This is a genomic window from Bisbaumannia salifodinae, assembly GCF_055388505.1.
Genome location: NZ_AP043781.1, coordinates 2,364,663 through 2,386,169 on the forward strand (window position 1 = coordinate 2,364,663; position 21,507 = coordinate 2,386,169).

Genomic DNA, 21,507 nt, shown 5'->3' on the forward strand with positions numbered 1-21,507 from the left:
CATGCAAGGCGCCGAATCCTCTCTCACGCAGCTGTCTCATGAGTTATTACGCCGCGCTTCATCCTATTCAGCTTCATGGGTATGAGTTGCCAATTCCCATACCAGTGAAGCCCGCACACCTCATCGCTCACTATCGGGATGATGTGATCAACCTCGAACTTTATGCCGGTCCACTCTTCATATTGCTTTGCAAGCTTGCGGAGATGTTTGAGTCGAGCTTTGTTCCGCGCAACAAACACGGGGTCGTTTACGTTGAGAGTTCCAGCCCTCTCCAGCATCCTCCGCCGCTTGCGGGCACGATCTGCACCATGGCTGAAACGGCTCCAGTCCCTGAAGTACTGCCTGTTCCTTTCCTGGTATTCCCTCTGGTATGCGGCGTTCGCCTCGGCGTTCTCCGCCTTCCATCGTCTATTCCTATCCCACTTGCACTCCAGGCACGCGCGATCCTTTACGCTCATTTCTGAGACATGGCCTTTGCGGCATGGCTTTCCAGTGAAGTAGCGCTTCATGCCAAGCGCCGCGGCTTTCCTCTTGGAGATGATATGAACGTGCAGCATCCTTCCCTCCTCACTCCAGAGCCATCCAAGTGCGAACTCTGAGAACTCGCACTTGGATAACCCTATCGGGTCGCGACACGCCCTCCTGGGGGCCTCGCCTCCCCGGCTTCGACTTCGCCGGATCTACGGGTCGGCAGCTAACCGGCTGCTCGGGCCACGTTGCCCTGTGGCTCGGGGTGGGCTCCTGCCCTGGGCGTTTGCCCTTTCCATGGGTACAAATATGGGCATTCCCATAAAATACGTCAAGGGGTATCCCCATATTTTTTCATACGGCCACAAAAAACCCGCCACTGGGGCGGGTTGGCGGCAAGGATTAGGCTAGAAGCGCCTGGCTCTGCTTATCACTGCTTGGCTGTCAAAGGTGTCGTCGTCAACATCAATGAAGAAGTCGAAGAAACGGTATGCGTCTTGCCAATTCGGGTGGGCTTGTTCGAAGTCTGACAGCTCGCACAAAAGAGCATCCTGGGCCGTGATGTCGTCATCTCCCGGCAGAATCAGGCCCTCCAGCATCATTGCGGTTAGCGCCTCAGATAGGCGCTCAAAGAAATTCTGTAGGGCTGCCACGCCTTTGTCGCGCCCAAGCCAAGTCCGCTTCCCTTGGGAGCTCACCACCTTGGACATTGCTATCACCAGCTTTTGGAGCGCTATGTATGTCCTGGGGCGATTCTCCTGGAAGTCGCGCTGCATCGACTGACTCCCCGCCATGGCTCCTCCTATTAATCGAAATTCTCCCACCAGAACACGCGGCCCAGGATCTTGGGTGCGTCGGGGTCGGCGAGGCTGTAGACCTCCTCCGGGTACTCGTCGGCGTTGTCGCTAACCACTCTCACCCGGTTTAGGGGCATCCGGTATAGGCGCTTAACCCTCAACATTCCTGAGTGATCGAGCACATAGACCTTGCCGTCGATGATGTGCCGGCAGCCTTTGTCGATCCCAAGGGTGGCGCCATCACTGATCACCGGGGTCATCGAGTCACCCTTGGCCACGGCCAACGCGGCATTCTCCGGCCTAACCCCAGCTCGGTTCAGCCGTGTCAGGCTAAACCGCTTTTGGTTGCCGTGATTCTCTAAAACCTGAGGGCATCCATCGCCCGCTGAAAACTCCACTTCACGAAACACAGGCAGCCACACCTCCTCGTGACTCAAGGGCTCATCGCCCTCGATGACCTCCATGTCTACAAGCTCGGCGTCTCCCTCTGTCACGGCCAGGCGTAGATGGTTGGGCCTGGAGCCCTCCATTTCTCCCTCTCCAGTGGCCAGCCAATGGGCGTTGATCCTGAGAGCATGGGCTATCTGCACCACCTTGCTAGTGGATTGCACCTTGCCCGTCTCCAGGTTGGAGATGGTCGTCTGATCCAGGCCTGTCGCGGCTGAAAGCTGAGCTTGGCTCATTTTCCTGTGCTTGCGGGCCTTTCGTAATCGGTCTTTGAATTCCATCCATGAAGTATTAGGGGTTCGCCCATACGCTTGCAAAGGGAGATCCCCATATCTATGATTATGGGTATACCCATATGGAGCCAGGCCATGACAGCGCTCTTCACCAAGCTGGTCGAGCACTTCGATACGCAAACCAACGCCGCTGCCGCGCTGGGTGTCGACCAGACGACCGTATCCGGCTGGGTGCGGGGTAAGCATGGAATGTCTCCTGCTGTTGCCCTTCGCGCCGAGCGCCTTACTGAAGGCAAGTTCAAGGCTTCTGAACTCTGCCCCGCCGTGTTCGGCGGTATTGAGGCCGCCTAACCACCATCCTAGACACTCCACGCTACGAGTGAGAGTCACCACAAGAGAGGCAGCTTGACCATGGATCTTTATACAGCAGGCATCCAGCAGGTCGTTAAGGAGGCAGGCTACGCCACCGTTGCCCGCGAGCTGCGCATGGACGAGGGGCGCTTGCATAAGAAGCTGGACCCCGATGGCACGGTGCCGCTGACCCTGGCCGACTTTATTCGCATCGCTGTGATGATGCGCGATCCGCGCGCCGTGACTGCGATTCTCGATGAGATGGGGTTGGTGGCTGTGCCTGTCGAGAGGCCGATTGACGACGCTTCCCTGTGCGACCGGATCATCCATCAGCAGGTGGCTGTAGGCAACGTGGCCCAGGAAGTTCAGGCCGCACTGGCAGACGGGAAAGTGGACGCGAATGAGGCCTGGGCCATTGACCGCGCCGTCGACGTGGCAATTGAGAAGCTTTGCGCCCTGCGCAGCGAGCTGAAGGAAATGGCTGAACCGAAGGTGGTGAAGGGCTAAACGAACGAAGCCCCGGGCGGCGACCAACCAACCCCGGGGCTTCACATCAAGCACGTGAGGTAACCATGGATCATCTCGAAGACAAAATCAAGCCCCCAGGGCCCGCCAATTACACCGTCTGGTGCCGGCCATTCCGGGATTTGCCTGACAGAGAGCGGTGGCAAATCTACGACGACATCAAGCACTGGCGGTACCAGCAAGAGCTGGCCGAGGTGCCGATTACCGAAGATTACCGTGAATTTTGCTGCCGCGTGTGCCGCGAGCTGGAGTTGTAAATATGAGCATCAAGGTTTCCACGATGGTCTGGGAAAAGTGGCCGAATGGCGGATCTGAGATGCTCTGCCTGCTCGCTCTCGCGGACTGGTGTAATGACGAAGGCGGCTCACTTTACCCTTCAATCGGCGCGCTGGCAAAGAAAATGCGGGTCAGTGATCGCCAGGCTCAGCGAGTTTTACACAGCCTGATTGACAGAGGGTTTGTTTCGGTTGTTGGGAATACCAACGGAGGCGCCCCTGGGACAACTCGCCAATATCATCTCAACGTCAAAAGACTGCAGTCCCTCCCGGATTACAGTGAGACGGGTGACATTGCTGTCACCCCTGACGTGAATGACACGGGTGACACTGGTGACGCAGACGGGTGTCATGGGTGTCGTGAGACGGGTGACATTGGTGTCACCCAAACCGTTATTGAACCGTTAGTAGAACCGTTAGCCGCACCAAAGCCAAAAGGCGCCACCCGTAAGCACTCTATCCCGAATGACTTCAAGCCGAACGAGACATGTCGGTCAAGGGCCATCCAGTCCAATGTGTCGATGGAAATCGAGCTGGAGAAATTCAGTGATTACCACCTGGCCAAGGGCAGTAAGTTCAAGGACTGGCAGGCGGCCTTCCGCAATTGGCTGACCAAGGCCGGCGAGTACCAGGCTCAGCGTGGCGGCAATGTTGCCCAGTTCCCGCGGCGCCCCGCCACCCATAGCGATGACTCCGGCAGCAAGGTTTATATCCCCGAGGCACCCCAGGAATCCTACGAAGAGTATCTCCAGCGCCTAGCGGCGGAGGGCCAGTCATGACCCCCGCCGAGCTGAGCCGGATTCTGGCCAACGACGCCGAGCGCGTCGCCCGGACGCTGTTGCCCAACGGCAAGAAGGCTTCCGGCGAGTGGAAGGCTGGTAACGTCGAGGGTGATACCGGGCAGAGCCTGGGTGTGGTGCTCAACGGCGACAAGGCTGGGGTCTGGAAGGACTTCTCGACCGGCGAAGGTGGCGACTTGATCGACCTGTTCATGGCGGTCAACCGCGTGACCCTGGCCGAGGCCATACAGCAGGCCAAGGACTACCTGGGTGTCCGTGATGACCGGTATCGGGTCAGCACCACCAAGCCCAAGCGCGAGTACAAGCGCCCGGAGCGCCCGGCCAGCGTCAAGAAGCCCAAGCCGGAGAGCCCCGTGCGGGATTACTTGCGGGGCCGCGGACTGACCGACGCCACCCTGGATGCGTTCCGCATCGCCGAGGATGGGCGGAACATCGTGTTCCCGTTCCTGCGCGATGACGAGCTGGTCTTCCTCAAGTGGCTGGGGGTGGATCGGCCCGATGGGAAAAAGAAAATTCGAGCCAGTGCTGACTGTGAGCCCTGCTTGTTCGGTTGGCAGGCAGTGCCGCCTGACGCGCGGACGATCACTATCGTCGAAGGGGAATGCTTTCCCGGTAGCGCTGAAATCATGACGCCTAGCGGATGGGTAGCGCTTTCCGACTATCAGACTGGGAAGGTCGCCCAGTACAGAAACGGCCAGATGGAATTCGTCAGTCCGCTGGCTCGCATCCAGAAGCCATTCTCCGGTCATTTGGTCAGGTATGAATCCAGGGGGTATGTGTCGGAAACGACGCCTGGGCACCGGATGGTCTCGATCGACCACAAGGGCAATACCTACAAGCACGCCGCCAGCGAAGGCCCACGCAATGCCCAAAACCTGATCCCGCGTGTAGGGGTTTTGAATGGCCCGGGGTTGGGGCTCTCTAAGGCGCAGATTGCCGTATGTCTAGCGGTGAGCGCAGATGCTTCGATCGACGCACGCAAGCAATCCTATGCGGGCGGCGCGGCACGAAATTTAGCGCCGAGCCATCGCTATGCGCGATTCGGGTTCAAGAAGGACCGCAAGGTCGATCGGTTGCGCAGCGTATTGCGGGAAAGCGGTATTGAGTTCAGCGACAACGCTATCGCCAATGGCTACCACTCCATCTGTTTCTCAATTCCTGAGTGGGTGCCGGGACGCGAGCTGCCGTGGTCATGGATAGAGCAGGCAAGTCAGGAAGAGCGCGAATTCATTATTGCTGAGCTTGAGAAATGGGACGGCAATGGCGTAGCTGGGCGAAATCAGTCTGAGTTCTCATCCAAGCTAAAGGCTAATGCTGACTGGGTTCAGGCTCTAGCGCATACCACTGGCCGGGTTTCCACGATCATGCATCGGCGTAACGATTTTGGTGAGTGGTACAAGGTTTCCATCCTTCATGGAAAGCAAACAACCTCATGGCAGCGGCTGAAAGGCAAGGATGAAGCAGTCCCCTACGAGGGCGATGTGTTTTGCGTGCAGGTTCCTTCGGGGATGCTGATGGTCCGGCAGGAAGGAAAGGTCACCATCACGGGCAACTGCGACGCCATGTCTGCCTGGCAGGCTGGCTACCCCGCCCTGTCGGTGCCGTTTGGTGGCGGTGCTGGCGACAAGCAACGCTGGATTGAATACGAGTACGACCGCCTCCAGCGCTTTGACGAAATCTACCTGGCGATGGACAACGACACCGCCGGCCAGGAAGGCGTGGCGGAGATCGTCAAGCGCCTGGGGCGCGAGCGTTGCCGCATCGTCCGCCTGCCGTCCAAGGACTGGAACGACTGCCTGACCGGGATGATCCCCGAGGCGGATATCGCCGCCTGCTATGCCCATGCCGAGAGCATGGACCCCGAGAAGCTGGTGAGTGTGGACGCCTTCGCCCCAGGCCTCCATCGTCTGCTGGAAAACCCGATGGAGAACAGCGGCCTGGCCCTGCCCTGGGACAAGACCGAACAGCAAATCCGCTTCCGTGGCTCGGAGACGACCATCTGGACCGGCTGGAACGGCCATGGCAAGAGCCAGTTGCTGGGCTTCATCGCTGTGTCGTCGATCATCAAATCCGGCGCCTCGTTCTGCGTCGCCTCCATGGAGATGAAGCCGGAGATCAACCTGCTGCGGATGGTCCGCCAGGCCGCCGGCATCGGCGCCCCGTCACACGCCTACGCCGACCGCATCCTGGACGCCATGCGTGGCCGGCTGTGGATCTACGACCAACTGGGCTCCGCCGACCTGAACGACATGCTGGCCGCATTTCGTTACGCCGCCCGGCGCTACGGGGTCAAGCACTTCATCGTCGACTCGCTCGCCAAGCTGGGGCTTGGGGAAGAGGACTACGACGGCCAGAAGCGCGCCATCAACGCCATCACCGGGTTTGCCCATGAGATGGACGTCCACGTTCACCTCGTCGCCCACCCGCGTAAGGGAATGGACGAGAATCGCCCGCCCAACAAGATGGACGTGCGCGGCGGGGCCTCATTGACCGACATGGCGGACAACGTGGTCACCGTGTGGCGCAACAAGCCAAAGGAGCGCGAGACCGAGCGGATGGAACAAGACCCCACCGTTAAGCCTGAGCACCAGGACGAGGGCGACGTCCGCATGATCGTCAGCAAGCAACGCGGCGGCACCGCCTGGGAGGGAACCATCGCCCTGTGGTTCGACCGCGCCTCATTCCAATACCTGGGGCGGGAATCCCACCGCGCTCAGCCGATGGTCGCCTTTAGCGCACAGGAGGCCGCATGAAACGCATGAACTGGACACCTGATCTAGTCGCCACCCTCCGCCGACTCTGGGCTGAGCACAAGACCACTCGCGAGATCGCCGAGATCATGGGGATCAGTCGTGGCAGCGTCTCCAGCCGCCTCTCTCGCCTGGGTCTGTTCGGCGGACGCGGCCCCGAGACCCGCCGCTGGACGCCTGAGGAAGACCAATTCCTGATCGACCACTACCGCCACCCGGAGTGGCCCGCCAAGCGCATCGCTGAGCACATGGGCCGCCCCATCGGCAGTATCCGTGGCAAGGCCCAGTATTTCGGCCTGCAACAGCCCGGCGTGGACTACAAGGTCAAGCCGGCTGACGTCGAGGCCAGGGCCATCACGCTAGCGATGCAGGACGTGTCGACCACCGAGATAGCCAGGCGGCTGAACGTCTCTGCTGGCTGGGTGTGGAAGATCATCAATCAGCGCCCCGCCCTGCACCGCCAGTGGATCCGCCGCAATGGCGAGCGCCGGGGTGAGTCGATGCGCCGGGCCCACGCCGAGGGACGCCACCCGGGTCCGGGATGGAGGGCGGAATCATGATCGCAGCCATCAAATGCAACCGCCGCACGAGCCTCACCAACTGCCCGGATCACGCTATCCGCATTGCGTCAGACCGCGCCGAGATCAGTGGGCGGAGGTATGGCGTTTTCTCCGCCGGACTGGGCCTCTACCGCGTGCGTCGAATCGCCGGTAACCCGAGCAGCGCCCTGGAGATCATCACGCCGTCGTGGAGCTACGACGAGGAGTATCGGGCCAAGAGGGGTGGGGTATGAAACCTATCGAATTCGAGTACACCAACTGGCGTGGCGAGCGCGCTACCCGTCGTGCCATTCCTATCAGCATCGCTTGGGCGAGCACCGATTATCACCCTGAGCCCCAATGGCTGATGACGGCGCGAGACTTGGAAAAAAACGCAACCCGAGATTTCGCTCTGCGCGACATGGAAAACATCCGGGAGGTCGAGTCATGAGCATTCGACCCTTAGAGCCGGGGTGCCTGGCTCTGGTGATCAATGACCCAGAGGCGGGGATGGCGGTGGAATGCGTAGAGTTCAAGCCTACAGGATTCAAGTTCCGCTCAAGCATCGATGGCGAGGTTTACGCAACCGGAGAACCTGCCTGGATCACCAATGACCCCGATGGACAGGAGTCTATCAGGCCTGCCAGGACACTCCTCCGTATCGACGATCACGGCGAGGACGCCGATGACTACGAGGTGATCCGCGAGGAATGGGGGATTACGGCATGAGCAAAGAGTTGGTGATCCCCGTCGCATCCCCTGCCGACTACTCGCCGGCCATTGAGCGAGTCAAGTCGGCAGCAACGAAAGGCGTCCAGGGCGGGCGCCCCTTCGAAATAGCAATCCGGTACCCGAGCAAGAGCCGCATCCAGGAAGAGAAGTATCACGCGATGATTCACGACATTCACCGCCAGTGCTTCCGCGGATATTCCGCCGAGGGCGTCAAAGCTGTGCTCGTCAACCAGTTTGCCCGCGAGATGGAGGAGGCTGGCACGCCCCTTGCCCATCCTGGCGAGAGGGTTTGGGACTGGCAGACGCAAGAGCCGGTCTATGTGCGCCCCTCCACGAAGGGGTTCCTAAAGAGTGAGGCCTCCCAGTTTGTAGAGTTCCTGTATTCGGTGGGCACTGAATACGGGGTGGCGTGGAGCGACAAGGCCATGAAGGCCTATGAGGAATATCGCGAGGTGGCGGCATGAAGCGTTCAACTTTGCGCAGGAAAACGCCTCTCAAGGCCGGGCCTGGACCGAAGCGTAAACCCATGAAGCGCAAGCCTGCCAAGAAGCCAGCCAACGACGCCACCCACCACAGCGCAATCCGCCAGGCTGCCCAGGGCGAGCTATGCACCGTGCAGATCGCCGGCATCTGCCGCCACAACACAGAGACCACTGTGCTCGCCCACCTGCCCCATGAGGGCGGGATTATGGGTGGGAAGGTGGACGACCTGTCGAGCTGTTTCGCCTGTCATGCCTGTCACGACGTTCTGGATGGCCGCCGCCCATGGCCTGACGCCGGGGAGCCGATGTTCAAGGACTTCTACATGCGCCGGGCGATGGTCCGAACTTGGCGCCGGTTGGTCGAGAAGGGCGTGATCAAGATTGAGGAGGGCGAGTAATGATCATTGGAATCGACCCAGGGCAGTCCGGGGGCATCGCAGGAATCGACGGCGATGCCAGCTATGCCGTCCCGATGCCACTAATCGGCAAAGACATCGACGGCCACAAGATTGCCGCTCAACTCAAGTCCCTGACACCTGACGTGGTGATCATCGAGAAGGTCCACGCCATGCCCAAGCAAGGTGTAAGCAGCACATTCAAGTTCGGCATGGGCTTTGGGATTGTGATTGGAGTCTGCGAGGCGCTAGGCATCCCCTATCGGCTCGTGACACCCCAAGCCTGGAAGAAGGCGGTATTGGCCGGCACCACCAAGGACAAGGATGCGGCAATCGCATTCGTCCGCCGCGCCTACCCGTCTATCGACCTGACGCCCGGGCGCAAGCGTGTTCCGCATGACGGCATGGCCGATGCAGTGTGCCTGGCTGAGTACGGTCGTCAGATTATGGGCAACATATCGGAGGTGTCATGAGCGATATCACGGACGAGGAGATCATCGAGCTACTGCGCCAAGGCTGGGGTTCTAAGCGCCTAAAGTCGCAGCACGGCGTCGGCTGGTATCGGTTCAAGCGCCTCAAGTTGGAGTTGGCACGCAAGGGCTGGAGCCCTGAACACGACCTGACTCGCGAGATACCAGACGGCTGGAAGCTCAAGGGCGTCTCCGATATGAGGACAAACCCCGAGGGAAAGCCGATCTGGTACAAGTTCAGCGAGGATCGGGAGCGGCAGCACGAGATGATGCTAGCCGCCATCCAAGGCATGGCCTCCGAGCTACCCAGGGTCGCCCACCGCCCCGCGCCAGGCGACACCCGCCGAGAGCTGATGGCCTGCTACCCCATCGGAGACCTTCATTGTGGGATGCTCTCTTGGCCAGCCGAGACCGGCGAGGATTGGAATCTGGAGCTGACCGAGCGCATCCAGTGCGGCGCCATGGCTGAGTTGGTCGCCAGGGCTCCCGCTTGTCATCACGCCACCATCGTCAACCTGGGCGACTGGCTGCATGCCGACAACATGGAGGGTGTGACTAGTCGCTCTGGCCACAGCCTCGATCTTGATGGGCGCTACGCCAAGATGATCTCAGTAGGCGTAAAGGTCATGCGCCAGTGCATCGAATCCGCATTGGAGAAGCACGCCGAAGTTCGTGTGCTCAACATCGTCGGCAATCACGACGATACCGGCGCCCTGTTCCTCGCCGTCTGCCTCAGCCACGTCTATGAAGACGAGCCCCGCGTCTACGTCGACACCAGCCCCGAGCCGGCCATGTATTTCCGGCATGGCAAGACGTTCGTGGGCTGTCACCACGGCCATAGCATCAAGCCCGACAAGCTGCCTGGCGTCATGGCCACCGACCGACCCCAGGACTGGGGCGAGACCGAGCACCGCTACTGGTGGGTCGGTCACGTTCACCACCAGAGCGTCAAGGACTATGCCGGCGTGACTGTCGAGTCATTCCGCACCCTGGCGGCAAAGGACGCCTACGCCACCTGGGGCGGCTACCGCTCACCCCGGGACATGAAATGCATCGTGCTGCATGACGAGCACGGCGAGGTGGCCCGGCACACGGTCAATCCGCGGATGATCGATATCCCTCAGGGGGCATAAACACCAAATATACCCCGGAGGGGTTATGGGCAACGCGAGGAGCGACAAACAATCAGAGCGCCCACCCGAGCGGCGCTACATGAATGATCCGAGGAGGAGGTAGGCATGACAGCACTGGCACCGTTTTATCAGCGAGTGAGCATGGACAGGCTGCGCAAGCTGGCGGCCACCGAGGACGAGGGCCAGGACGAGGCGGCGCGGGCCTATGTACAGCGCGTACTGAGCATGGAGGTCCAGCGGCGCGAAGACCCTGAGTTCCAGCATCTCGGCTGCGCGCCGATCAGCCCTACGGCCAACATCGGCATGCAGCCAGGCGGGGCCGATGCTGCCCGGGAGCCGCTGGCGTCGGCATACGACAAGGGCATTAGGGTGCATGCGGCGCACGAGCATGCCCGCCGATTCATCGAGGCGGCGCGAATCCCAGACAGACAGCTCCTTGCCGTGCTAATCCAAGCGGCCAAACTCAACCCAGCGCTAGGCTGTGACCATGTGTGGTCCAAGGGGTACGACTACATTGCCAATCGTCTGGGCTTCTATGCCCAGCTCCTGGGGTGGCCGCCGGGCGTGGAGATGGTGACCGTCGAGAGCATGGTAGAGGTGCCTGTGAAGAGGCAGGCGCAGGGGATCCATGAGGCAGAGATCGTGCCGCGCACTCGCCGTACCAGGGTGGTAGAGCAGAAGCCGCTGTTCTGCAACGGACAGGCCATCAGATTCGCAGCATGCCAGGGCCGGGCGGAGCTGCTGGCGTTGGCTAAGGCGGGGGTGGTGTAAAAAGTCTTCTATAATGCTTGACGCCCTCCCGGTTGTCTCCTATTATGAGAGCACACCAAGACGAGACGCACCAGGAGAGACGACATGAGCTACGCAATCGAGGGCATCGCATACAGCACCCGCAACGACGCACTGACCGCCCTGGTAGCCAACTGGGTTTCTGCCGGAGGCCAGAACGGAGTCGAAGAGATCAAGTCCGCCCTGCTGGACATCGACACCCCCGCCGAGATCATTAGGAACTGGGGTGGCGAGATCGGAATCGGCGAGGCGCCCACAAGCGAGGAAGAATTGTCCGAGCACATCCAGACCCACAAGTCAGACATCATCATGGCTGAATGATGAAGCCGCCCCGGCCATGCCGGGGCATTTCTTCACTGGAGGCGATAACATGAGCGAGAACCTTCGTGAGAATGTCGACCTGGCGCTACTCACATTTGTCGATGTGGCCCAGTGGCAGGATGGAACCTGGGGCTGGCAGATCGTCAGAGACGACGGCAGCACGTCTGGAGACATACAGGGGCACCATTCGACCCCTTCGGCAGCTATTGAGGCCGGCATTGCTTACCTGCATAAGCGCCGCCCGCAATTGGTAAGGGAGGCGAGAGCGCACGCTATCCAGGGGATGGCTTATCGTCAACGGATGTAGTGATCAATTCGCTGCCGAAAAGGCAGCTTAGGAAATCATGACTTTACCCTTCGGGTGAAATAGCTGCCGAACAGGCAGGTAGAATGGGCGCCACGATTACCACCGGGCCCCGCCCACCCCGATAGAGAGATCATAGGGCGTGATGGTCGTCTATGAGGATTGAGCAATGAACGTCACTATGCGAGAGATAGCCGCCGCTATCCACAAGCCGGAGTCAACCGTCTACCGGTGGCGACAGGATAACCCCAACCTGTTCCGGGCCGTCAAGGAGTATGCCGAGAGAAGGTCTGGCACCTCATCGGCAAAGAAGGCTCCTGTTGTCGCCGAGTGATCCATATCTAGAAAATAGATTAAAATGGATTTAAGTATTGGTAGCGCGAGGAACTACCCCATGGAGAGAATAGAACTTCCTGGATTTCAGGATCTTCGGGTGCAGTTTGACTACGACGAAGATACTGGCCGCATACAATATCGAAAACTCTCAAACAAGGCTCGTCGGGCGAGCAGCGAGGCCGGTCACGTCGCAGATGTCGGCGGCGCCTTGTACAGAGTGGTGGCGGTCGAGTATCCATCGGGTAAGTCGCGCCAGGTTTACGCACACAGGGTTATCTGGAAGCTGATGACGGCCCAGGAGCCGCCGCGTGAGATTGACCACATAAATGGAAACACTCAGGACAACCGGTGGGCAAACATGCGCGACGGGTCGGGAGGGGCCAACAGTAAGAACAGGGCCATGCCGAAAAACAACACAAGCGGTGCCTGCGGCGTGGTCTGGGACAAGGCGACTGGATTCTGGGTTGCGCGTATGGGTTTGGGCGGCGTACAGAGAACCTTGGGATATTTTGAAAACAAGGAGGATGCTGCGCGCGCCGCACGGTCCGAGAGACTTAAAAACGGGTTTACAGAACGACATGGTTTGCCAAAGTCGGGGCTTGACAAACCGCAAACTTTAGAAGACACTTTGGTGTAGGCTCGCGGAAGGTACGATCAGAGCCGACCCATTTTTAGCCTCGCCACTGCGCGGGCTTACACAGAGCGTACGATGCCGCCGCTCGGCAAGTAGGCATCCAGGCTGGACCGTTTCAACGCGCCTGACGAGCTGGTGAGATTCCAGCGAAACGCCGATGCGTTGCGTAGACTCCCAGGGTCCAGTGTGGTGGGAGTGTGAGCCGAGCACCTATTTAAAGCCTCGCCCTTGCCGGCGGGGCTTTTTCGTGGTCTCCCCGCTCTGCTTGCATCGGGGCTTAAGTCCTGCATGGGATGGGAATGCTAGTCCGCCGCAGGCATGCCGGGTCGCTCCCGGCATTTGCAAAATTACCGCCCACGCCTCTATGTCGCGGCATCAGTCGAGCCCGGCGGATATGCGCACCACGGGCGGTATCTGGAGCGTGACTGTGCGCTGGGACGCACAACCGGCTGTAACCCGGTCGCCGCTGGCTGAGAGGTTCGATTCCGTCCGCGCTCCACCAATTCCGACGCCCCGCATATTGGCGGGGCGTCTTCGTTTATGCCGCCCTGCGGACCTAGATCTCCGCCATGGATCGGGTGGCACCCTTCAAGGGCCTCTAGCTCACTTGGCGAGAGCACTCGGCTCATAACCGATGAGGGCAGGGTTCGAATCCCGGTGGCCCACCACTCAACACGGCTCCGCACTTGCTTCGGCTTGCTGCGGGGTTTTCTTTTCCTGCGCTGGCGCTTGCTGGCGTGTCCCCCCGGCCAAGGATGGCCACCTATTCCCGAGGTGACCATGGAGCTATCCGCTCGTGGCCTGCGCAAGCTCCAGGGCCACGAGGGCCTGCGGCTCCAGGCCTACCGCTGCCCCGCTGGCGTCTGGACCATAGGGTTTGGCACCACTCGCGTAGACGGCAAACCGGTGACGCCGGGCATGGTAATCGACAAGTCGCGCGCCATCGAGCTGCTGGCTGCGGATGCCGAGCGCTTCGAGGATACGGTACGCCGCTGCGTCGAGGTGCAGCTTAATCAAAACGAATTCGACGCCCTAGTCCTGCTCACCTACAACATCGGCGCGGGCGCCCTGCAAAAATCGACCCTCCTCCGCAAGCTCAATGCCGGCGACCGGAAAGGCGCCGCCGATGAGTTCCTGCGCTGGAACAAGGGCGGGGGCAAGGTTCTGCCCGGCCTGGTCAAGCGCCGCGAGGACGAGCGCCGGTTATTCCTAGAACCGGTCGAGCCGGAGAAGGCCGATGCAGTCGGCCCTTGGTCGAGAGAGGTTGACACGGGAGGCGCGGATGAGTGACCCGCAAACACCGCTCAACGTCTGGGAGATGCTGTTCGAGCAGACGCCTACCCTGCTGCGCTGGGCCCTGGGCGTCCTGACCCTGGGCGTGTTCAGCCTGGCCGGCCTGCTCTACCGCTGGCACCGCGAGGACATGGAGCGGGTTAACGCTCGGATAGACCGCCTCGAGGCCAACATGCACGCCTCGCAGCAGGAGACCAACCGCCTCCTGCTGGAGATCTCGCAGAACACTTCGAGCCGCTCATGATTTTCCAACTGCTGCTGGTCATCACCCTCTCCACGGGAGTCGAGTACACCAGCAGCGGGCCATTGGCGACCGAGTCCGACTGCCAAGAGCGCGCCCAAGCCATCCTCAACGCCTATCCGCGGGGCTCTGTGCGCGGATTCCAAGCCACCTGTCTTCCGGGGTATCGACTATGGTATCGACTATGATCCGCCTCCTACTCACCGCCTGTCTCGCTCTGGCGCTGACCGCCTGTGCCTCAGTCCAGTCACCGCTGGATGACGGCTATCAGGTGGGCGACCTGACCGGTACCGTCATTCAACTCCAGGCCGAATACTGCGCCACCGCCGACCCGCGAGAGCGTGCCTTTCGCCTTGCGGCTCTTCGCGCTGCCGGCGTGCCTGTCCCTCCGTCCGGTGCCTGCACCGATATCCTCTCGCTGATTCCTGACGGCGAGCTGGATATCGATGTGGAGCAGGCTGAGCGCGACCGCGAGCGGTTCGAGGCCGAGTGATGCCGTTTCTCACGAACCTCCACACCGTCGCCCACGGCCCAGGCCAATGGCGGCTGGCCCGCGATCTGATCTACAGCTCGGCTCGCTACGGTCAACTGATCGAGGCGCCGTCAGGGTTTGTGACCGACTATGCATCCGTGCCGCGCCTGCCGTTCGTGTTCGTGCTGACCGGCGACACAGGCCACCGGGCAGCGGTTATCCACGATTACCTCTATCGCCACGGCGCCCCTCAATGGAGCCGCCGCCAGGCCGATCAGATTTTCCGCGACGCGTTACTAGAGAGTGAGCCGAGATGGCGAGCATGGATCATGTGGGCCGGCGTCCGCGTGGGCGGATGGCGCGCCTGGCACGGCGCATAGAGATCCGAGCCCGCGAGGCGTGGATCGTCGGCAGCATGATCGCTGGGTTCGTGTGGCATAGGAGCGGGCGATGACTATCCGAGACCAACTGGCCGCCACCGGCCGGCAAAATGCCGATTCCCTGGGCGTGGGCCTCCCTGCCCTACTAATGCTCGCCGCCGAGCAGTGGTTGGGCCTCCAACTACCTACCGAGGTAGCGATACTCGCCGCCGCCCTGCTGGGCAGCTGGGGCGCCAAGATCAAGAGGGTTGAGTGATGCGCGAAGAAGACTGGTTCTTGTCCGAAAGAAAGGGCGTCTGATGCCTGATTTCGACCTATCCCGCATGAGAGAGGCCGTTAACAGCGGCTGTCGGGTGGTCCCTGCCGGTCTGACCCCCGAGCAGCTGGAGCGCTGGATCATCGTCCAGGCAAAGGCGCTGCCGAGGCAGTGAGATGGCCACTGACCTCCCCACCCTCCCCGGCCATCTCAGCCCTGACGGCCTCACCCCAGACGAACACACCCAGGCGCTGATAGACGAGCTGGCCGCTTGGTCATTCGCCTGGGATGACGACCGCAATTTGGTGATGCTCACCGAGGAGAGCGCATGGCTACTGTGACCCGCCTACCCTGCGCCACGTATCGCACCGATATTCCGGCCAGCCTGCGCACCCACGCCGGCGATGGCCTACATCATGTGGAAGTGTGGCCACCAGAACGACATGGTGCCGAGGTACGACCCCCTGCCCTACCTGCCGGAATCGCCCATCCATCCCTGGCCGGGTAGCCACGACCTGACCACCACGTATTGCTGAATCTAGGCGGAGAGCCTCAGGAGGTGATCCAGATCTCCAAGCCGGTCACTGGAGAACCGCGCATCCGCCAACTCACCGAGAGGTGATGCGGCGGCCCTACATCTAAACCCAGCAGGAAGGGGCCTCGCACATGCCGTATGTCATCCCTGGAGATAACGGCGCGTACGAATTCCCCGCCGAAAGCATTCTCAGCGCTCGCGTGCTCACGATTGCCCCTGAAGGGGTCACGGCTGGCACGCTTACCGTAGAGGCGAAATACCCCCACTCTGGGGCGGCATGGCTATCTGTCCCTCACGGCGTGGTGGATGTCAGTCAGCCGTTTACGCTCAGGGTCGGCAGCCCTGTTGGCCGCTATCGCTTCACGCTGTCGGGCGTAGTGGGTAGCGGTTCCATCACCGTCACCGAGTCGTTTCATGACACGGGTAGTGGCGCTGGGTACGGGGCTGCCGAGGTGGACGTAACCCCTGAGTTGGCGAGTGGGCCGGACGGATTTCGCCGCATGCGTGTGGACACCGGCGAGCCGGGGTTTTGGGCAGCCCAGCAGTTCGCCTGGGAGTATGAGCTATCCCTCGCGGCAGGCGAGACACAGGTGTTTAGGTTCGACCTGCCGGTAGACGTCATCCTCCTCGACTCCCAACTGTCAGTAGACGATGGATCGCTCTACTACCGCGTCTATCGGGCTGATCAGATTACCGAGACCGGGACCTTCGCCACTAACGTGACATCAAAGGCCCACCCGCTCAACGTGACATCGTTCGCGCCTAGCTATGCGCTACAGACAACCGCATGGACGGATGGGGTGTCGGCCACCGGCGGAATCACGATAGACGATGACTCGCCCTATCCAGTCAGGAGAGTTCGAACCTCCGGCGCCACTGCTCATGCATCGCTCGTCGGAGCCAATGCCGGATTGATGCGGGGCTTTCCCCCGACATCTGCATATGTGGTCGCAACGCAACTCCCCGGCGCCGGTGGAGGGACAAGCGGCATCATCACCCTGAAGTTCGAAGAGCGCACCTGGGGTTATTAACCTGGGGACGCGCAACACGAAGAGGCTCAAATGGCAGCACCTAAAGGCAACCAGTTCTGGAAGGCCAGGACGAAGCACGGCAGAGACAAGCTGTTCGCCTCTGCGGAGGTGCTGTGGGCTGCCTGCTGCGAATACTTCCAGTGGGTAGAGAAGAATCCGCTGTGGGAATCGAAGCCGTTTCACCACCAAGGCGAGATCGTCACGGCGACCGTGCCGAAGATGCGAGCCATGACTCTGGATGGACTATGCATCTTCCTGGATATAGACCCGACGACGTGGCGAGACTGGAGAAGCGCTGAAGATTTTTCCCCGATCGTCACGCGAGTGGAATCCATAATCCGCGATCAGAAGTTCAGTGGCGCCGCGGCTGATTTGCTGAACGCTAGCATCATCGCCCGAGATCTTGGGCTGAAAGACGCCAACTCCCACGAGCACACCGGCGCCAACGGCGGACCCATCGAAACCGTCACTCGCGTTGAGCTGGTAGCGGACACCGGCGATGACCACTAAGCAGGTCAAGATACCGCCGAAGCTGATCCCCGTCTTTGCCGCCCAGAACGTTCGCTACCGTGGCGCCTACGGAGGCAGGGGTTCAGCCAAGACGCGCACCTTCGCAAAGATGGCTGCCATCCGCGGCTACATGCTGGCCCAGGAAGGCAAGTCGGGACTGATCCTATGCGGGCGGGAGTTCATGAACTCCCTGGACGAGTCGTCCATGTCCGAGGTCAAGGCAGCCATCCAGTCCGAGCCGTGGCTTGCCGCGCATTACGACATCGGTGAGAAGTACATCCGCACTGCCGACCGCAATATCGAGTTCGCCTTTGCCGGTCTCCGGCACAACCTGGACAGCATCAAGTCCAAGGCGCGCATTCACATCCTATGGGTGGATGAGGCCGAGCCGGTTAGCGAGAAGGCCTGGGTGAAGGTCATCCCCACGGTGCGCGAGCACGACTCCGAGATCTGGATCACCTGGAACCCGGAGCGCGAGAACAGCGCGACCAATAAGCGCTTCCGCATCGACGCTCCTGAAGACTCAGTCATCGTAGAGATGAACTGGCGGGATAACCCATGGTTTCCCGAAGTCCTCAACCATGAGCGCCTGGAGGATTTGCAGAAGCGTCCCGATCAGTACGACCACATCTGGGAAGGCGATTTCGTCCGAGTGGTGGAGGGTGCCTATTACGCCCGCCACATCACCGAAGCTCGCATGCAGCACCGGATTGGGCGAGTCGCAAAAGACCCGCACTTGCCTATCAAGCTGTTCTGCGACATTGGCGGCACAGGTGCGCGCTCTGACGCATTTGCGATGTGGGCCGTTCAGTTCGTTGGTCACGAGATCCGCATCCTCGATTACTACGAGGCGCAGGGCCAGGAGTTGGGTCATCACCTGGGGTGGATGCGCAATCGCGGCTACACGCCCGACACCTCCGAGGTCTACCTGCCGCACGATGGCAAGACGCAGGACCGCGTGTTCTCGGTCAGCTACGAGTCGGCATTCAAGCAGGCCGGATATCGCGTGATCGTGGTGCCCAATCAGGGCAAGGGCGCCGCCTCCGCTCGCATCGACGAGGCACGCCGGTTGTTCCCTTCGATGTGGTTCAACGAAGCCACCTGCAAGCCAGGGCTAGACGCCCTGGGCTGGTATCACGAGAAGAAAGACGAGCAGCGCGACATCGGGCTCGGGCCCAATCACGACTGGTCATCGCATGCTGCCGACGCGTTCGGGTTGATGGCAGTCAGCCACAAGCCCCCGAAGTCCACTGCAAAGCGTCTCACCTACAAAGTTCACCGCCCGCGCGACAGAGGAATGGGATACTAAATGGCTACTATCAACCCAACAGTCACCACGCTGCGCGACGGCTTGGTAATGAAAGTCGTCTACGAGACCCTTACCACCACCAATGACGTGGGCGCGGAGCTCCCTTTTGCGGAGTGGTTCGACCGCACCGTGCAGGCCACCGGCACCTTCGGTTCCGGCGGTACAGTCGTATGGGAGGGCTCCAACGACGGCGGCACCACTTGGGCCACGCTCAAGGATCGCCAGGGCAACGCGTTGTCGTTCACTGCTGCTGGTCTGGGGGCCGTGGATGGCATCACCGAGCTCGCCCGCCCCAGGGTCACTGCCGGCGACGGCACCACTGACATCAATGTCAGCGTCCTGTGCCTGCGACGCACCGGGATGCGCACATGATGGAAATGCGCGCCCTAAAACAGCTCAGCGAGGAAGAATTGCTCGAGCTGATGGCTGGGATGGACGACGAGGAGCTGGAAGAGCTCAAGGACGCCATGGAGAAGGCCGAGGCGGAGCGAGTCGCCCGACTCGACGCCCTGGGCAACGCCCTGGCTCAGCGCCGCGCAGAGGCTATCGCTGCCCGCCATACCTCTGGCATTGAGGAAGAGTGGCTCCAAGACGAGGAGTTCTACGAGGGCATTGATGACGCGAATCGCGGCGAGAATGCTGCATGGTCGTCCAAGCCGCCCGGGCAAGAGACGATTGACGCCGACGACACCTCTTCGACCATCTTCCTGAACGTAACCGGCACCTACTGCGATGCAGCGAGTGCCAGCCTGGCCGACATGCTGCTGCCCACCGATGACAGCGCGTGGCAGTTGGAGCCCACGCCAGTCGCGGAGCTGATCCCCTTCGCCGAGGGCGATATCCCGCCGCAAGTCAGGCAGCAGATTGCCTCCGAAGCTCAGGGGCGGCCGCCGGAAGAGGTTGAGGCGCACGTAGCGCGCAAAGAGCAAGAGATTGCTGCCGAGGCACGCCGGATTCTCGATGAAGCCAAAGACAAGGCCGGGGCTGCCCAGAAGCGCATCGAGGACTGGCACGTCGAGTGCCAATACCACGCCGAGGTGCGCAAGGTCATTGAGGACGCCGCTAAGGTGGGCTCTGGGGTGCTCAAAGGCCCCTTCCCGATGCGCAAGCGCCATGTGGCCTATGTCGATGGCGGACTGGTTATCCAGGAGGAGATCAAGCCGGTCTCCAAGCGCATTGATTACCGGAACCTGTACCCCGATGGCGGCTGTGGTGACAGCATCCACAACGGCTCGTTCGTGTTCGAGCGGGACGACATCACCGAGAAGCAGTTGCGTGAGCTGATTGGCTCTCCCGGCTACGACGAGGGGCAGATTCTCGCGGTGCTGGATGAAGGCCCCGCTGAGGCCGGCAAGGTCCACCAGGAGGTGGGCGACATGCGCCGGCGCGAGACCAAATCGCTGTACGAGATATGGTATTACCACGGCGACCTGAAGAAGGACGACCTCGAGTCCGCTGGCTGCGAGTGTGACGACGAGACCCCCGACACTGTCCCCGCGCAGATCACCATGGTTAACAACCGGGTGATCAAGGCCACGATGAACCCGCTGGACACCGGCGAGTTCCCTTATGACGTAATGGTCTGGAAGAAGCGCAACGGCATGCCTTGGGGCGTGGGTATCGCGCGTCTGATCCGCACCCCGCAGCGCATGATCAACGGCGCGGCTCGCAACTTGATGGACAACGCCGGCCTGGCTGGCGGACCGATGTGGGCATTCAAACCCGGCATTCTCGAGCCTATGGACGGGGTGGCCGAGCTCGCCCCTCGCAAGGGCTGGATCGCATCGGAGGACGCCGACCTGGAGGACCTGTCCCGGGCGTTCAGCTACTTCAAGCTCGACATGATGGTCAACGAGCTCCAGGCGATCATCTATCTCGGCCTCAAGATGGCTGAGGACGTCACCGGGTTGCCGATGATCATGCAGGGCCAGATGGGCGCCCAGAAGCTCGATACCCTGGGCCAGACTCAGCTCCTCAACAACAACGCCAACATCGTGCGCCGACGCATTGCGCGACTTTTCGATGACCTAGTGACCGAGCCTCACGTGCGCCGTTACTACGCCTACCTACTCCAGTACGGTGAGGACGACGAGAAAGGCGAGTTTGTGATCGATGCCCGCGGCTCCTCTAACCTCGTCGAGCGTGCGGTGCAGAAAGAGAAGACGATGGAATGGCTGCAACTCTCGCAGAACCCCATTTTCGGCATTGACCCCAAGCGCGTGGCCAAGGAGCTGCTTCGCGCCGACAAGTTCGATCCCAAGGCGTTCGAGTTCGACGACGAGGAGTGGCGCGAGATCGTCACCAAGCTTTCTCAGCCGCAAGACGATGCCGGCATGCAGGCCAAGATGGCCCAGCTTGAGCTCAAACAGGCGGAGCTACAAGCCAAGCATGAGCAATGGCAGGTCGAAGAGCAGCGCAAGGCCCAGCAGCAACAGTTTGATCAGCAGTACAAGGCCGCAGAGTTGCAGAGTGATCAGGAGATTGCCCGACAGAAGATGGCATCCGAGCAGGGCGTCACGCTGGCCCAGCTTGAAGCCAAGCTCGGGATCGAATCCCAGAAGCTGGAGGCTGAGATGCAGAAGACCTCCGCCCAGTTGCAGAACCAGCGCGACCTCGAGGCAGCCAAGCTCACCGACTCGCAGAACGAGCGCCAGGCGCGCCGAGAGAATATGGACAATGGCTACGACTCCTGGGGGTGA

At 61.0% G+C, this 21,507-nt stretch carries 32 protein-coding genes and 2 tRNA genes; 31 read left to right on the top strand and 3 right to left on the bottom strand.

What is annotated here, in order from left to right; translation table 11 throughout:
• Window positions 1-23: 23 nt before the first annotated feature.
• The 3 genes from ACZ5EF_RS10925 to ACZ5EF_RS10935 all read right to left on the bottom strand — a co-directional run bounded on the left by ACZ5EF_RS10925 (window position 24) and on the right by ACZ5EF_RS10935 (window position 1,948).
• Entirely contained in the window at window positions 24-557 is a 534-nt protein-coding gene (locus ACZ5EF_RS10925; protein WP_346064113.1) for a hypothetical protein, read from the bottom strand.
• 318 nt (window positions 558-875) lie between these two features.
• Complete coding sequence (locus ACZ5EF_RS10930) at window positions 876-1,244, bottom strand: hypothetical protein (protein ID WP_346064114.1); 369 nt, start codon at window positions 1,242-1,244, stop codon at window positions 876-878.
• A 29-nt stretch (window positions 1,245-1,273) separates the two neighbouring features.
• Window positions 1,274-1,948 (bottom strand): XRE family transcriptional regulator, encoded by a 675-nt coding sequence (locus tag ACZ5EF_RS10935; RefSeq protein WP_464122054.1) that lies wholly within the window; start codon window positions 1,946-1,948, stop codon window positions 1,274-1,276.
• Window positions 1,949-2,080: 132 nt separating this feature from the next.
• Between ACZ5EF_RS10935 and ACZ5EF_RS10940 the strand changes: the two genes are divergently transcribed.
• The 31 genes from ACZ5EF_RS10940 to ACZ5EF_RS11090 all read left to right on the top strand — a co-directional run bounded on the left by ACZ5EF_RS10940 (window position 2,081) and on the right by ACZ5EF_RS11090 (window position 21,507).
• Window positions 2,081-2,296 carry a Cro/CI family transcriptional regulator gene (locus tag ACZ5EF_RS10940; RefSeq protein ID WP_346064116.1) on the top strand — a complete coding sequence of 72 codons (216 nt, stop codon included), beginning with the start codon at window positions 2,081-2,083 and terminating at the stop codon, window positions 2,294-2,296.
• 60 nt (window positions 2,297-2,356) lie between these two features.
• Complete coding sequence (locus tag ACZ5EF_RS10945; protein WP_346064185.1) at window positions 2,357-2,803, top strand: phage regulatory CII family protein; 447 nt, start codon at window positions 2,357-2,359, stop codon at window positions 2,801-2,803.
• Between the two features lie 65 nt (window positions 2,804-2,868).
• Entirely contained in the window at window positions 2,869-3,078 is a 210-nt protein-coding gene (locus ACZ5EF_RS10950) for a hypothetical protein (protein ID WP_346064117.1), read from the top strand.
• 2 nt (window positions 3,079-3,080) lie between these two features.
• Window positions 3,081-3,875, top strand: coding sequence for a helix-turn-helix domain-containing protein (locus ACZ5EF_RS10955; protein WP_346064118.1), 795 nt, complete (start codon window positions 3,081-3,083; stop codon window positions 3,873-3,875).
• Window positions 3,872-6,649 carry a toprim domain-containing protein gene (locus tag ACZ5EF_RS10960; RefSeq protein ID WP_346064119.1) on the top strand — a complete coding sequence of 926 codons (2,778 nt, stop codon included), beginning with the start codon at window positions 3,872-3,874 and terminating at the stop codon, window positions 6,647-6,649. Before ACZ5EF_RS10955 ends, ACZ5EF_RS10960 begins: the two co-directional genes overlap by 4 nt.
• Window positions 6,646-7,206, top strand: coding sequence for a hypothetical protein (locus tag ACZ5EF_RS10965; protein ID WP_346064120.1), 561 nt, complete (start codon window positions 6,646-6,648; stop codon window positions 7,204-7,206). The genes ACZ5EF_RS10960 and ACZ5EF_RS10965 overlap by 4 nt, the downstream gene beginning before the upstream one ends.
• Complete coding sequence (locus ACZ5EF_RS10970; protein WP_346064121.1) at window positions 7,203-7,439, top strand: hypothetical protein; 237 nt, start codon at window positions 7,203-7,205, stop codon at window positions 7,437-7,439. Before ACZ5EF_RS10965 ends, ACZ5EF_RS10970 begins: the two co-directional genes overlap by 4 nt.
• On the top strand, window positions 7,436-7,636 hold the full coding sequence (locus tag ACZ5EF_RS10975; protein ID WP_346064122.1) for a hypothetical protein: 201 nt from the start codon (window positions 7,436-7,438) through the stop codon (window positions 7,634-7,636). Before ACZ5EF_RS10970 ends, ACZ5EF_RS10975 begins: the two co-directional genes overlap by 4 nt.
• Window positions 7,633-7,914, top strand: coding sequence for a hypothetical protein (locus ACZ5EF_RS10980; RefSeq protein ID WP_346064123.1), 282 nt, complete (start codon window positions 7,633-7,635; stop codon window positions 7,912-7,914). Before ACZ5EF_RS10975 ends, ACZ5EF_RS10980 begins: the two co-directional genes overlap by 4 nt.
• Window positions 7,911-8,381: a hypothetical protein gene (locus ACZ5EF_RS10985; RefSeq protein WP_346064124.1), complete on the top strand. Its 471-nt coding sequence runs from the start codon at window positions 7,911-7,913 to the stop codon at window positions 8,379-8,381. Before ACZ5EF_RS10980 ends, ACZ5EF_RS10985 begins: the two co-directional genes overlap by 4 nt.
• On the top strand, window positions 8,378-8,797 hold the full coding sequence (locus ACZ5EF_RS10990) for a nuclease domain-containing protein (RefSeq protein ID WP_346064125.1): 420 nt from the start codon (window positions 8,378-8,380) through the stop codon (window positions 8,795-8,797). The genes ACZ5EF_RS10985 and ACZ5EF_RS10990 overlap by 4 nt, the downstream gene beginning before the upstream one ends.
• Entirely contained in the window at window positions 8,797-9,267 is a 471-nt protein-coding gene (locus ACZ5EF_RS10995) for a RuvC family protein (protein WP_346064126.1), read from the top strand. The genes ACZ5EF_RS10990 and ACZ5EF_RS10995 overlap by 1 nt, the downstream gene beginning before the upstream one ends.
• Window positions 9,264-10,397: a hypothetical protein gene (locus ACZ5EF_RS11000; protein WP_346064127.1), complete on the top strand. Its 1,134-nt coding sequence runs from the start codon at window positions 9,264-9,266 to the stop codon at window positions 10,395-10,397. The genes ACZ5EF_RS10995 and ACZ5EF_RS11000 overlap by 4 nt, the downstream gene beginning before the upstream one ends.
• Window positions 10,398-10,502: 105 nt before the next feature.
• Window positions 10,503-11,168 (top strand): hypothetical protein, encoded by a 666-nt coding sequence (locus ACZ5EF_RS11005; protein WP_346064128.1) that lies wholly within the window; start codon window positions 10,503-10,505, stop codon window positions 11,166-11,168.
• An 84-nt stretch (window positions 11,169-11,252) separates the two neighbouring features.
• Window positions 11,253-11,507 (top strand): hypothetical protein, encoded by a 255-nt coding sequence (locus ACZ5EF_RS11010; protein WP_346064129.1) that lies wholly within the window; start codon window positions 11,253-11,255, stop codon window positions 11,505-11,507.
• 49 nt (window positions 11,508-11,556) lie between these two features.
• A complete protein-coding gene (locus ACZ5EF_RS11015; protein WP_346064130.1) occupies window positions 11,557-11,814 on the top strand; it encodes a hypothetical protein in 258 nt (85 codons plus the stop codon).
• A gap of 166 nt (window positions 11,815-11,980) precedes the next feature.
• Window positions 11,981-12,145, top strand: coding sequence for a hypothetical protein (locus ACZ5EF_RS11020; protein ID WP_346064131.1), 165 nt, complete (start codon window positions 11,981-11,983; stop codon window positions 12,143-12,145).
• 60 nt (window positions 12,146-12,205) lie between these two features.
• On the top strand, window positions 12,206-12,784 hold the full coding sequence (locus ACZ5EF_RS11025) for an HNH endonuclease (RefSeq protein ID WP_346064132.1): 579 nt from the start codon (window positions 12,206-12,208) through the stop codon (window positions 12,782-12,784).
• Window positions 12,785-13,197: 413 nt separating this feature from the next.
• Window positions 13,198-13,283 (top strand) — tRNA-Tyr (locus ACZ5EF_RS11030).
• A gap of 90 nt (window positions 13,284-13,373) precedes the next feature.
• Window positions 13,374-13,449, top strand: a tRNA-Ile gene (locus tag ACZ5EF_RS11035).
• 112 nt (window positions 13,450-13,561) lie between these two features.
• Window positions 13,562-14,071 (top strand): lysozyme, encoded by a 510-nt coding sequence (locus tag ACZ5EF_RS11040; RefSeq protein ID WP_346064133.1) that lies wholly within the window; start codon window positions 13,562-13,564, stop codon window positions 14,069-14,071.
• Window positions 14,064-14,318, top strand: coding sequence for a hypothetical protein (locus ACZ5EF_RS11045; RefSeq protein WP_346064134.1), 255 nt, complete (start codon window positions 14,064-14,066; stop codon window positions 14,316-14,318). Before ACZ5EF_RS11040 ends, ACZ5EF_RS11045 begins: the two co-directional genes overlap by 8 nt.
• A gap of 181 nt (window positions 14,319-14,499) precedes the next feature.
• Complete coding sequence (locus ACZ5EF_RS11050; protein ID WP_346064135.1) at window positions 14,500-14,808, top strand: hypothetical protein; 309 nt, start codon at window positions 14,500-14,502, stop codon at window positions 14,806-14,808.
• Window positions 14,808-15,167 carry a DUF1353 domain-containing protein gene (locus tag ACZ5EF_RS11055; protein ID WP_346064136.1) on the top strand — a complete coding sequence of 120 codons (360 nt, stop codon included), beginning with the start codon at window positions 14,808-14,810 and terminating at the stop codon, window positions 15,165-15,167. The genes ACZ5EF_RS11050 and ACZ5EF_RS11055 overlap by 1 nt, the downstream gene beginning before the upstream one ends.
• A 70-nt stretch (window positions 15,168-15,237) precedes the next feature.
• Window positions 15,238-15,423 (top strand): hypothetical protein, encoded by a 186-nt coding sequence (locus ACZ5EF_RS11060; protein WP_346064137.1) that lies wholly within the window; start codon window positions 15,238-15,240, stop codon window positions 15,421-15,423.
• Window positions 15,424-15,599: 176 nt separating this feature from the next.
• Entirely contained in the window at window positions 15,600-15,764 is a 165-nt protein-coding gene (locus ACZ5EF_RS11065; protein WP_346064138.1) for a hypothetical protein, read from the top strand.
• A 325-nt stretch (window positions 15,765-16,089) separates the two neighbouring features.
• Window positions 16,090-16,989, top strand: coding sequence for a hypothetical protein (locus ACZ5EF_RS11070; RefSeq protein ID WP_346064139.1), 900 nt, complete (start codon window positions 16,090-16,092; stop codon window positions 16,987-16,989).
• Window positions 16,990-17,019: 30 nt separating this feature from the next.
• Complete coding sequence (locus ACZ5EF_RS11075) at window positions 17,020-17,499, top strand: DNA-packaging protein (RefSeq protein ID WP_346064140.1); 480 nt, start codon at window positions 17,020-17,022, stop codon at window positions 17,497-17,499.
• A complete protein-coding gene (locus ACZ5EF_RS11080; RefSeq protein WP_346064141.1) occupies window positions 17,489-18,808 on the top strand; it encodes a PBSX family phage terminase large subunit in 1,320 nt (439 codons plus the stop codon). The genes ACZ5EF_RS11075 and ACZ5EF_RS11080 overlap by 11 nt, the downstream gene beginning before the upstream one ends.
• Complete coding sequence (locus tag ACZ5EF_RS11085) at window positions 18,809-19,180, top strand: hypothetical protein (protein ID WP_346064142.1); 372 nt, start codon at window positions 18,809-18,811, stop codon at window positions 19,178-19,180. It abuts the gene before it with no gap.
• Window positions 19,177-21,507 carry a cell envelope integrity TolA family protein gene (locus ACZ5EF_RS11090; protein ID WP_346064143.1) on the top strand — a complete coding sequence of 777 codons (2,331 nt, stop codon included), beginning with the start codon at window positions 19,177-19,179 and terminating at the stop codon, window positions 21,505-21,507. Before ACZ5EF_RS11085 ends, ACZ5EF_RS11090 begins: the two co-directional genes overlap by 4 nt.

Excerpts from the sequence above, each read along its gene's own strand:
- ACZ5EF_RS10925 (WP_346064113.1), bottom strand. The coding sequence starts at position 557 with ATGCTGCACGTTCATATCATCTCCAAGAGGAAAGCCGCGGCGCTTGGC.
- ACZ5EF_RS10930 (WP_346064114.1), bottom strand. The coding sequence starts at position 1,244 with ATGCAGCGCGACTTCCAGGAGAATCGCCCCAGGACATACATAGCGCTC.
- ACZ5EF_RS10935 (WP_464122054.1), bottom strand. The coding sequence starts at position 1,948 with ATGAGCCAAGCTCAGCTTTCAGCCGCGACAGGCCTGGATCAGACGACC.
- ACZ5EF_RS10940 (WP_346064116.1), top strand. The coding sequence starts at position 2,081 with ATGACAGCGCTCTTCACCAAGCTGGTCGAGCACTTCGATACGCAAACC.
- ACZ5EF_RS10945 (WP_346064185.1), top strand. The coding sequence starts at position 2,357 with ATGGATCTTTATACAGCAGGCATCCAGCAGGTCGTTAAGGAGGCAGGC.
- ACZ5EF_RS10950 (WP_346064117.1), top strand. The coding sequence starts at position 2,869 with ATGGATCATCTCGAAGACAAAATCAAGCCCCCAGGGCCCGCCAATTAC.
- ACZ5EF_RS10955 (WP_346064118.1), top strand. The coding sequence starts at position 3,081 with ATGAGCATCAAGGTTTCCACGATGGTCTGGGAAAAGTGGCCGAATGGC.
- ACZ5EF_RS10960 (WP_346064119.1), top strand. The coding sequence starts at position 3,872 with ATGACCCCCGCCGAGCTGAGCCGGATTCTGGCCAACGACGCCGAGCGC.
- ACZ5EF_RS10965 (WP_346064120.1), top strand. The coding sequence starts at position 6,646 with ATGAAACGCATGAACTGGACACCTGATCTAGTCGCCACCCTCCGCCGA.
- ACZ5EF_RS10970 (WP_346064121.1), top strand. The coding sequence starts at position 7,203 with ATGATCGCAGCCATCAAATGCAACCGCCGCACGAGCCTCACCAACTGC.
- ACZ5EF_RS10975 (WP_346064122.1), top strand. The coding sequence starts at position 7,436 with ATGAAACCTATCGAATTCGAGTACACCAACTGGCGTGGCGAGCGCGCT.
- ACZ5EF_RS10980 (WP_346064123.1), top strand. The coding sequence starts at position 7,633 with ATGAGCATTCGACCCTTAGAGCCGGGGTGCCTGGCTCTGGTGATCAAT.
- ACZ5EF_RS10985 (WP_346064124.1), top strand. The coding sequence starts at position 7,911 with ATGAGCAAAGAGTTGGTGATCCCCGTCGCATCCCCTGCCGACTACTCG.
- ACZ5EF_RS10990 (WP_346064125.1), top strand. The coding sequence starts at position 8,378 with ATGAAGCGTTCAACTTTGCGCAGGAAAACGCCTCTCAAGGCCGGGCCT.
- ACZ5EF_RS10995 (WP_346064126.1), top strand. The coding sequence starts at position 8,797 with ATGATCATTGGAATCGACCCAGGGCAGTCCGGGGGCATCGCAGGAATC.
- ACZ5EF_RS11000 (WP_346064127.1), top strand. The coding sequence starts at position 9,264 with ATGAGCGATATCACGGACGAGGAGATCATCGAGCTACTGCGCCAAGGC.
- ACZ5EF_RS11005 (WP_346064128.1), top strand. The coding sequence starts at position 10,503 with ATGACAGCACTGGCACCGTTTTATCAGCGAGTGAGCATGGACAGGCTG.
- ACZ5EF_RS11010 (WP_346064129.1), top strand. The coding sequence starts at position 11,253 with ATGAGCTACGCAATCGAGGGCATCGCATACAGCACCCGCAACGACGCA.
- ACZ5EF_RS11015 (WP_346064130.1), top strand. The coding sequence starts at position 11,557 with ATGAGCGAGAACCTTCGTGAGAATGTCGACCTGGCGCTACTCACATTT.
- ACZ5EF_RS11020 (WP_346064131.1), top strand. The coding sequence starts at position 11,981 with ATGAACGTCACTATGCGAGAGATAGCCGCCGCTATCCACAAGCCGGAG.
- ACZ5EF_RS11025 (WP_346064132.1), top strand. The coding sequence starts at position 12,206 with ATGGAGAGAATAGAACTTCCTGGATTTCAGGATCTTCGGGTGCAGTTT.
- ACZ5EF_RS11040 (WP_346064133.1), top strand. The coding sequence starts at position 13,562 with ATGGAGCTATCCGCTCGTGGCCTGCGCAAGCTCCAGGGCCACGAGGGC.
- ACZ5EF_RS11045 (WP_346064134.1), top strand. The coding sequence starts at position 14,064 with ATGAGTGACCCGCAAACACCGCTCAACGTCTGGGAGATGCTGTTCGAG.
- ACZ5EF_RS11050 (WP_346064135.1), top strand. The coding sequence starts at position 14,500 with ATGATCCGCCTCCTACTCACCGCCTGTCTCGCTCTGGCGCTGACCGCC.
- ACZ5EF_RS11055 (WP_346064136.1), top strand. The coding sequence starts at position 14,808 with ATGCCGTTTCTCACGAACCTCCACACCGTCGCCCACGGCCCAGGCCAA.
- ACZ5EF_RS11060 (WP_346064137.1), top strand. The coding sequence starts at position 15,238 with ATGACTATCCGAGACCAACTGGCCGCCACCGGCCGGCAAAATGCCGAT.
- ACZ5EF_RS11065 (WP_346064138.1), top strand. The coding sequence starts at position 15,600 with ATGGCCACTGACCTCCCCACCCTCCCCGGCCATCTCAGCCCTGACGGC.
- ACZ5EF_RS11070 (WP_346064139.1), top strand. The coding sequence starts at position 16,090 with ATGCCGTATGTCATCCCTGGAGATAACGGCGCGTACGAATTCCCCGCC.
- ACZ5EF_RS11075 (WP_346064140.1), top strand. The coding sequence starts at position 17,020 with ATGGCAGCACCTAAAGGCAACCAGTTCTGGAAGGCCAGGACGAAGCAC.
- ACZ5EF_RS11080 (WP_346064141.1), top strand. The coding sequence starts at position 17,489 with ATGACCACTAAGCAGGTCAAGATACCGCCGAAGCTGATCCCCGTCTTT.
- ACZ5EF_RS11085 (WP_346064142.1), top strand. The coding sequence starts at position 18,809 with ATGGCTACTATCAACCCAACAGTCACCACGCTGCGCGACGGCTTGGTA.
- ACZ5EF_RS11090 (WP_346064143.1), top strand. The coding sequence starts at position 19,177 with ATGATGGAAATGCGCGCCCTAAAACAGCTCAGCGAGGAAGAATTGCTC.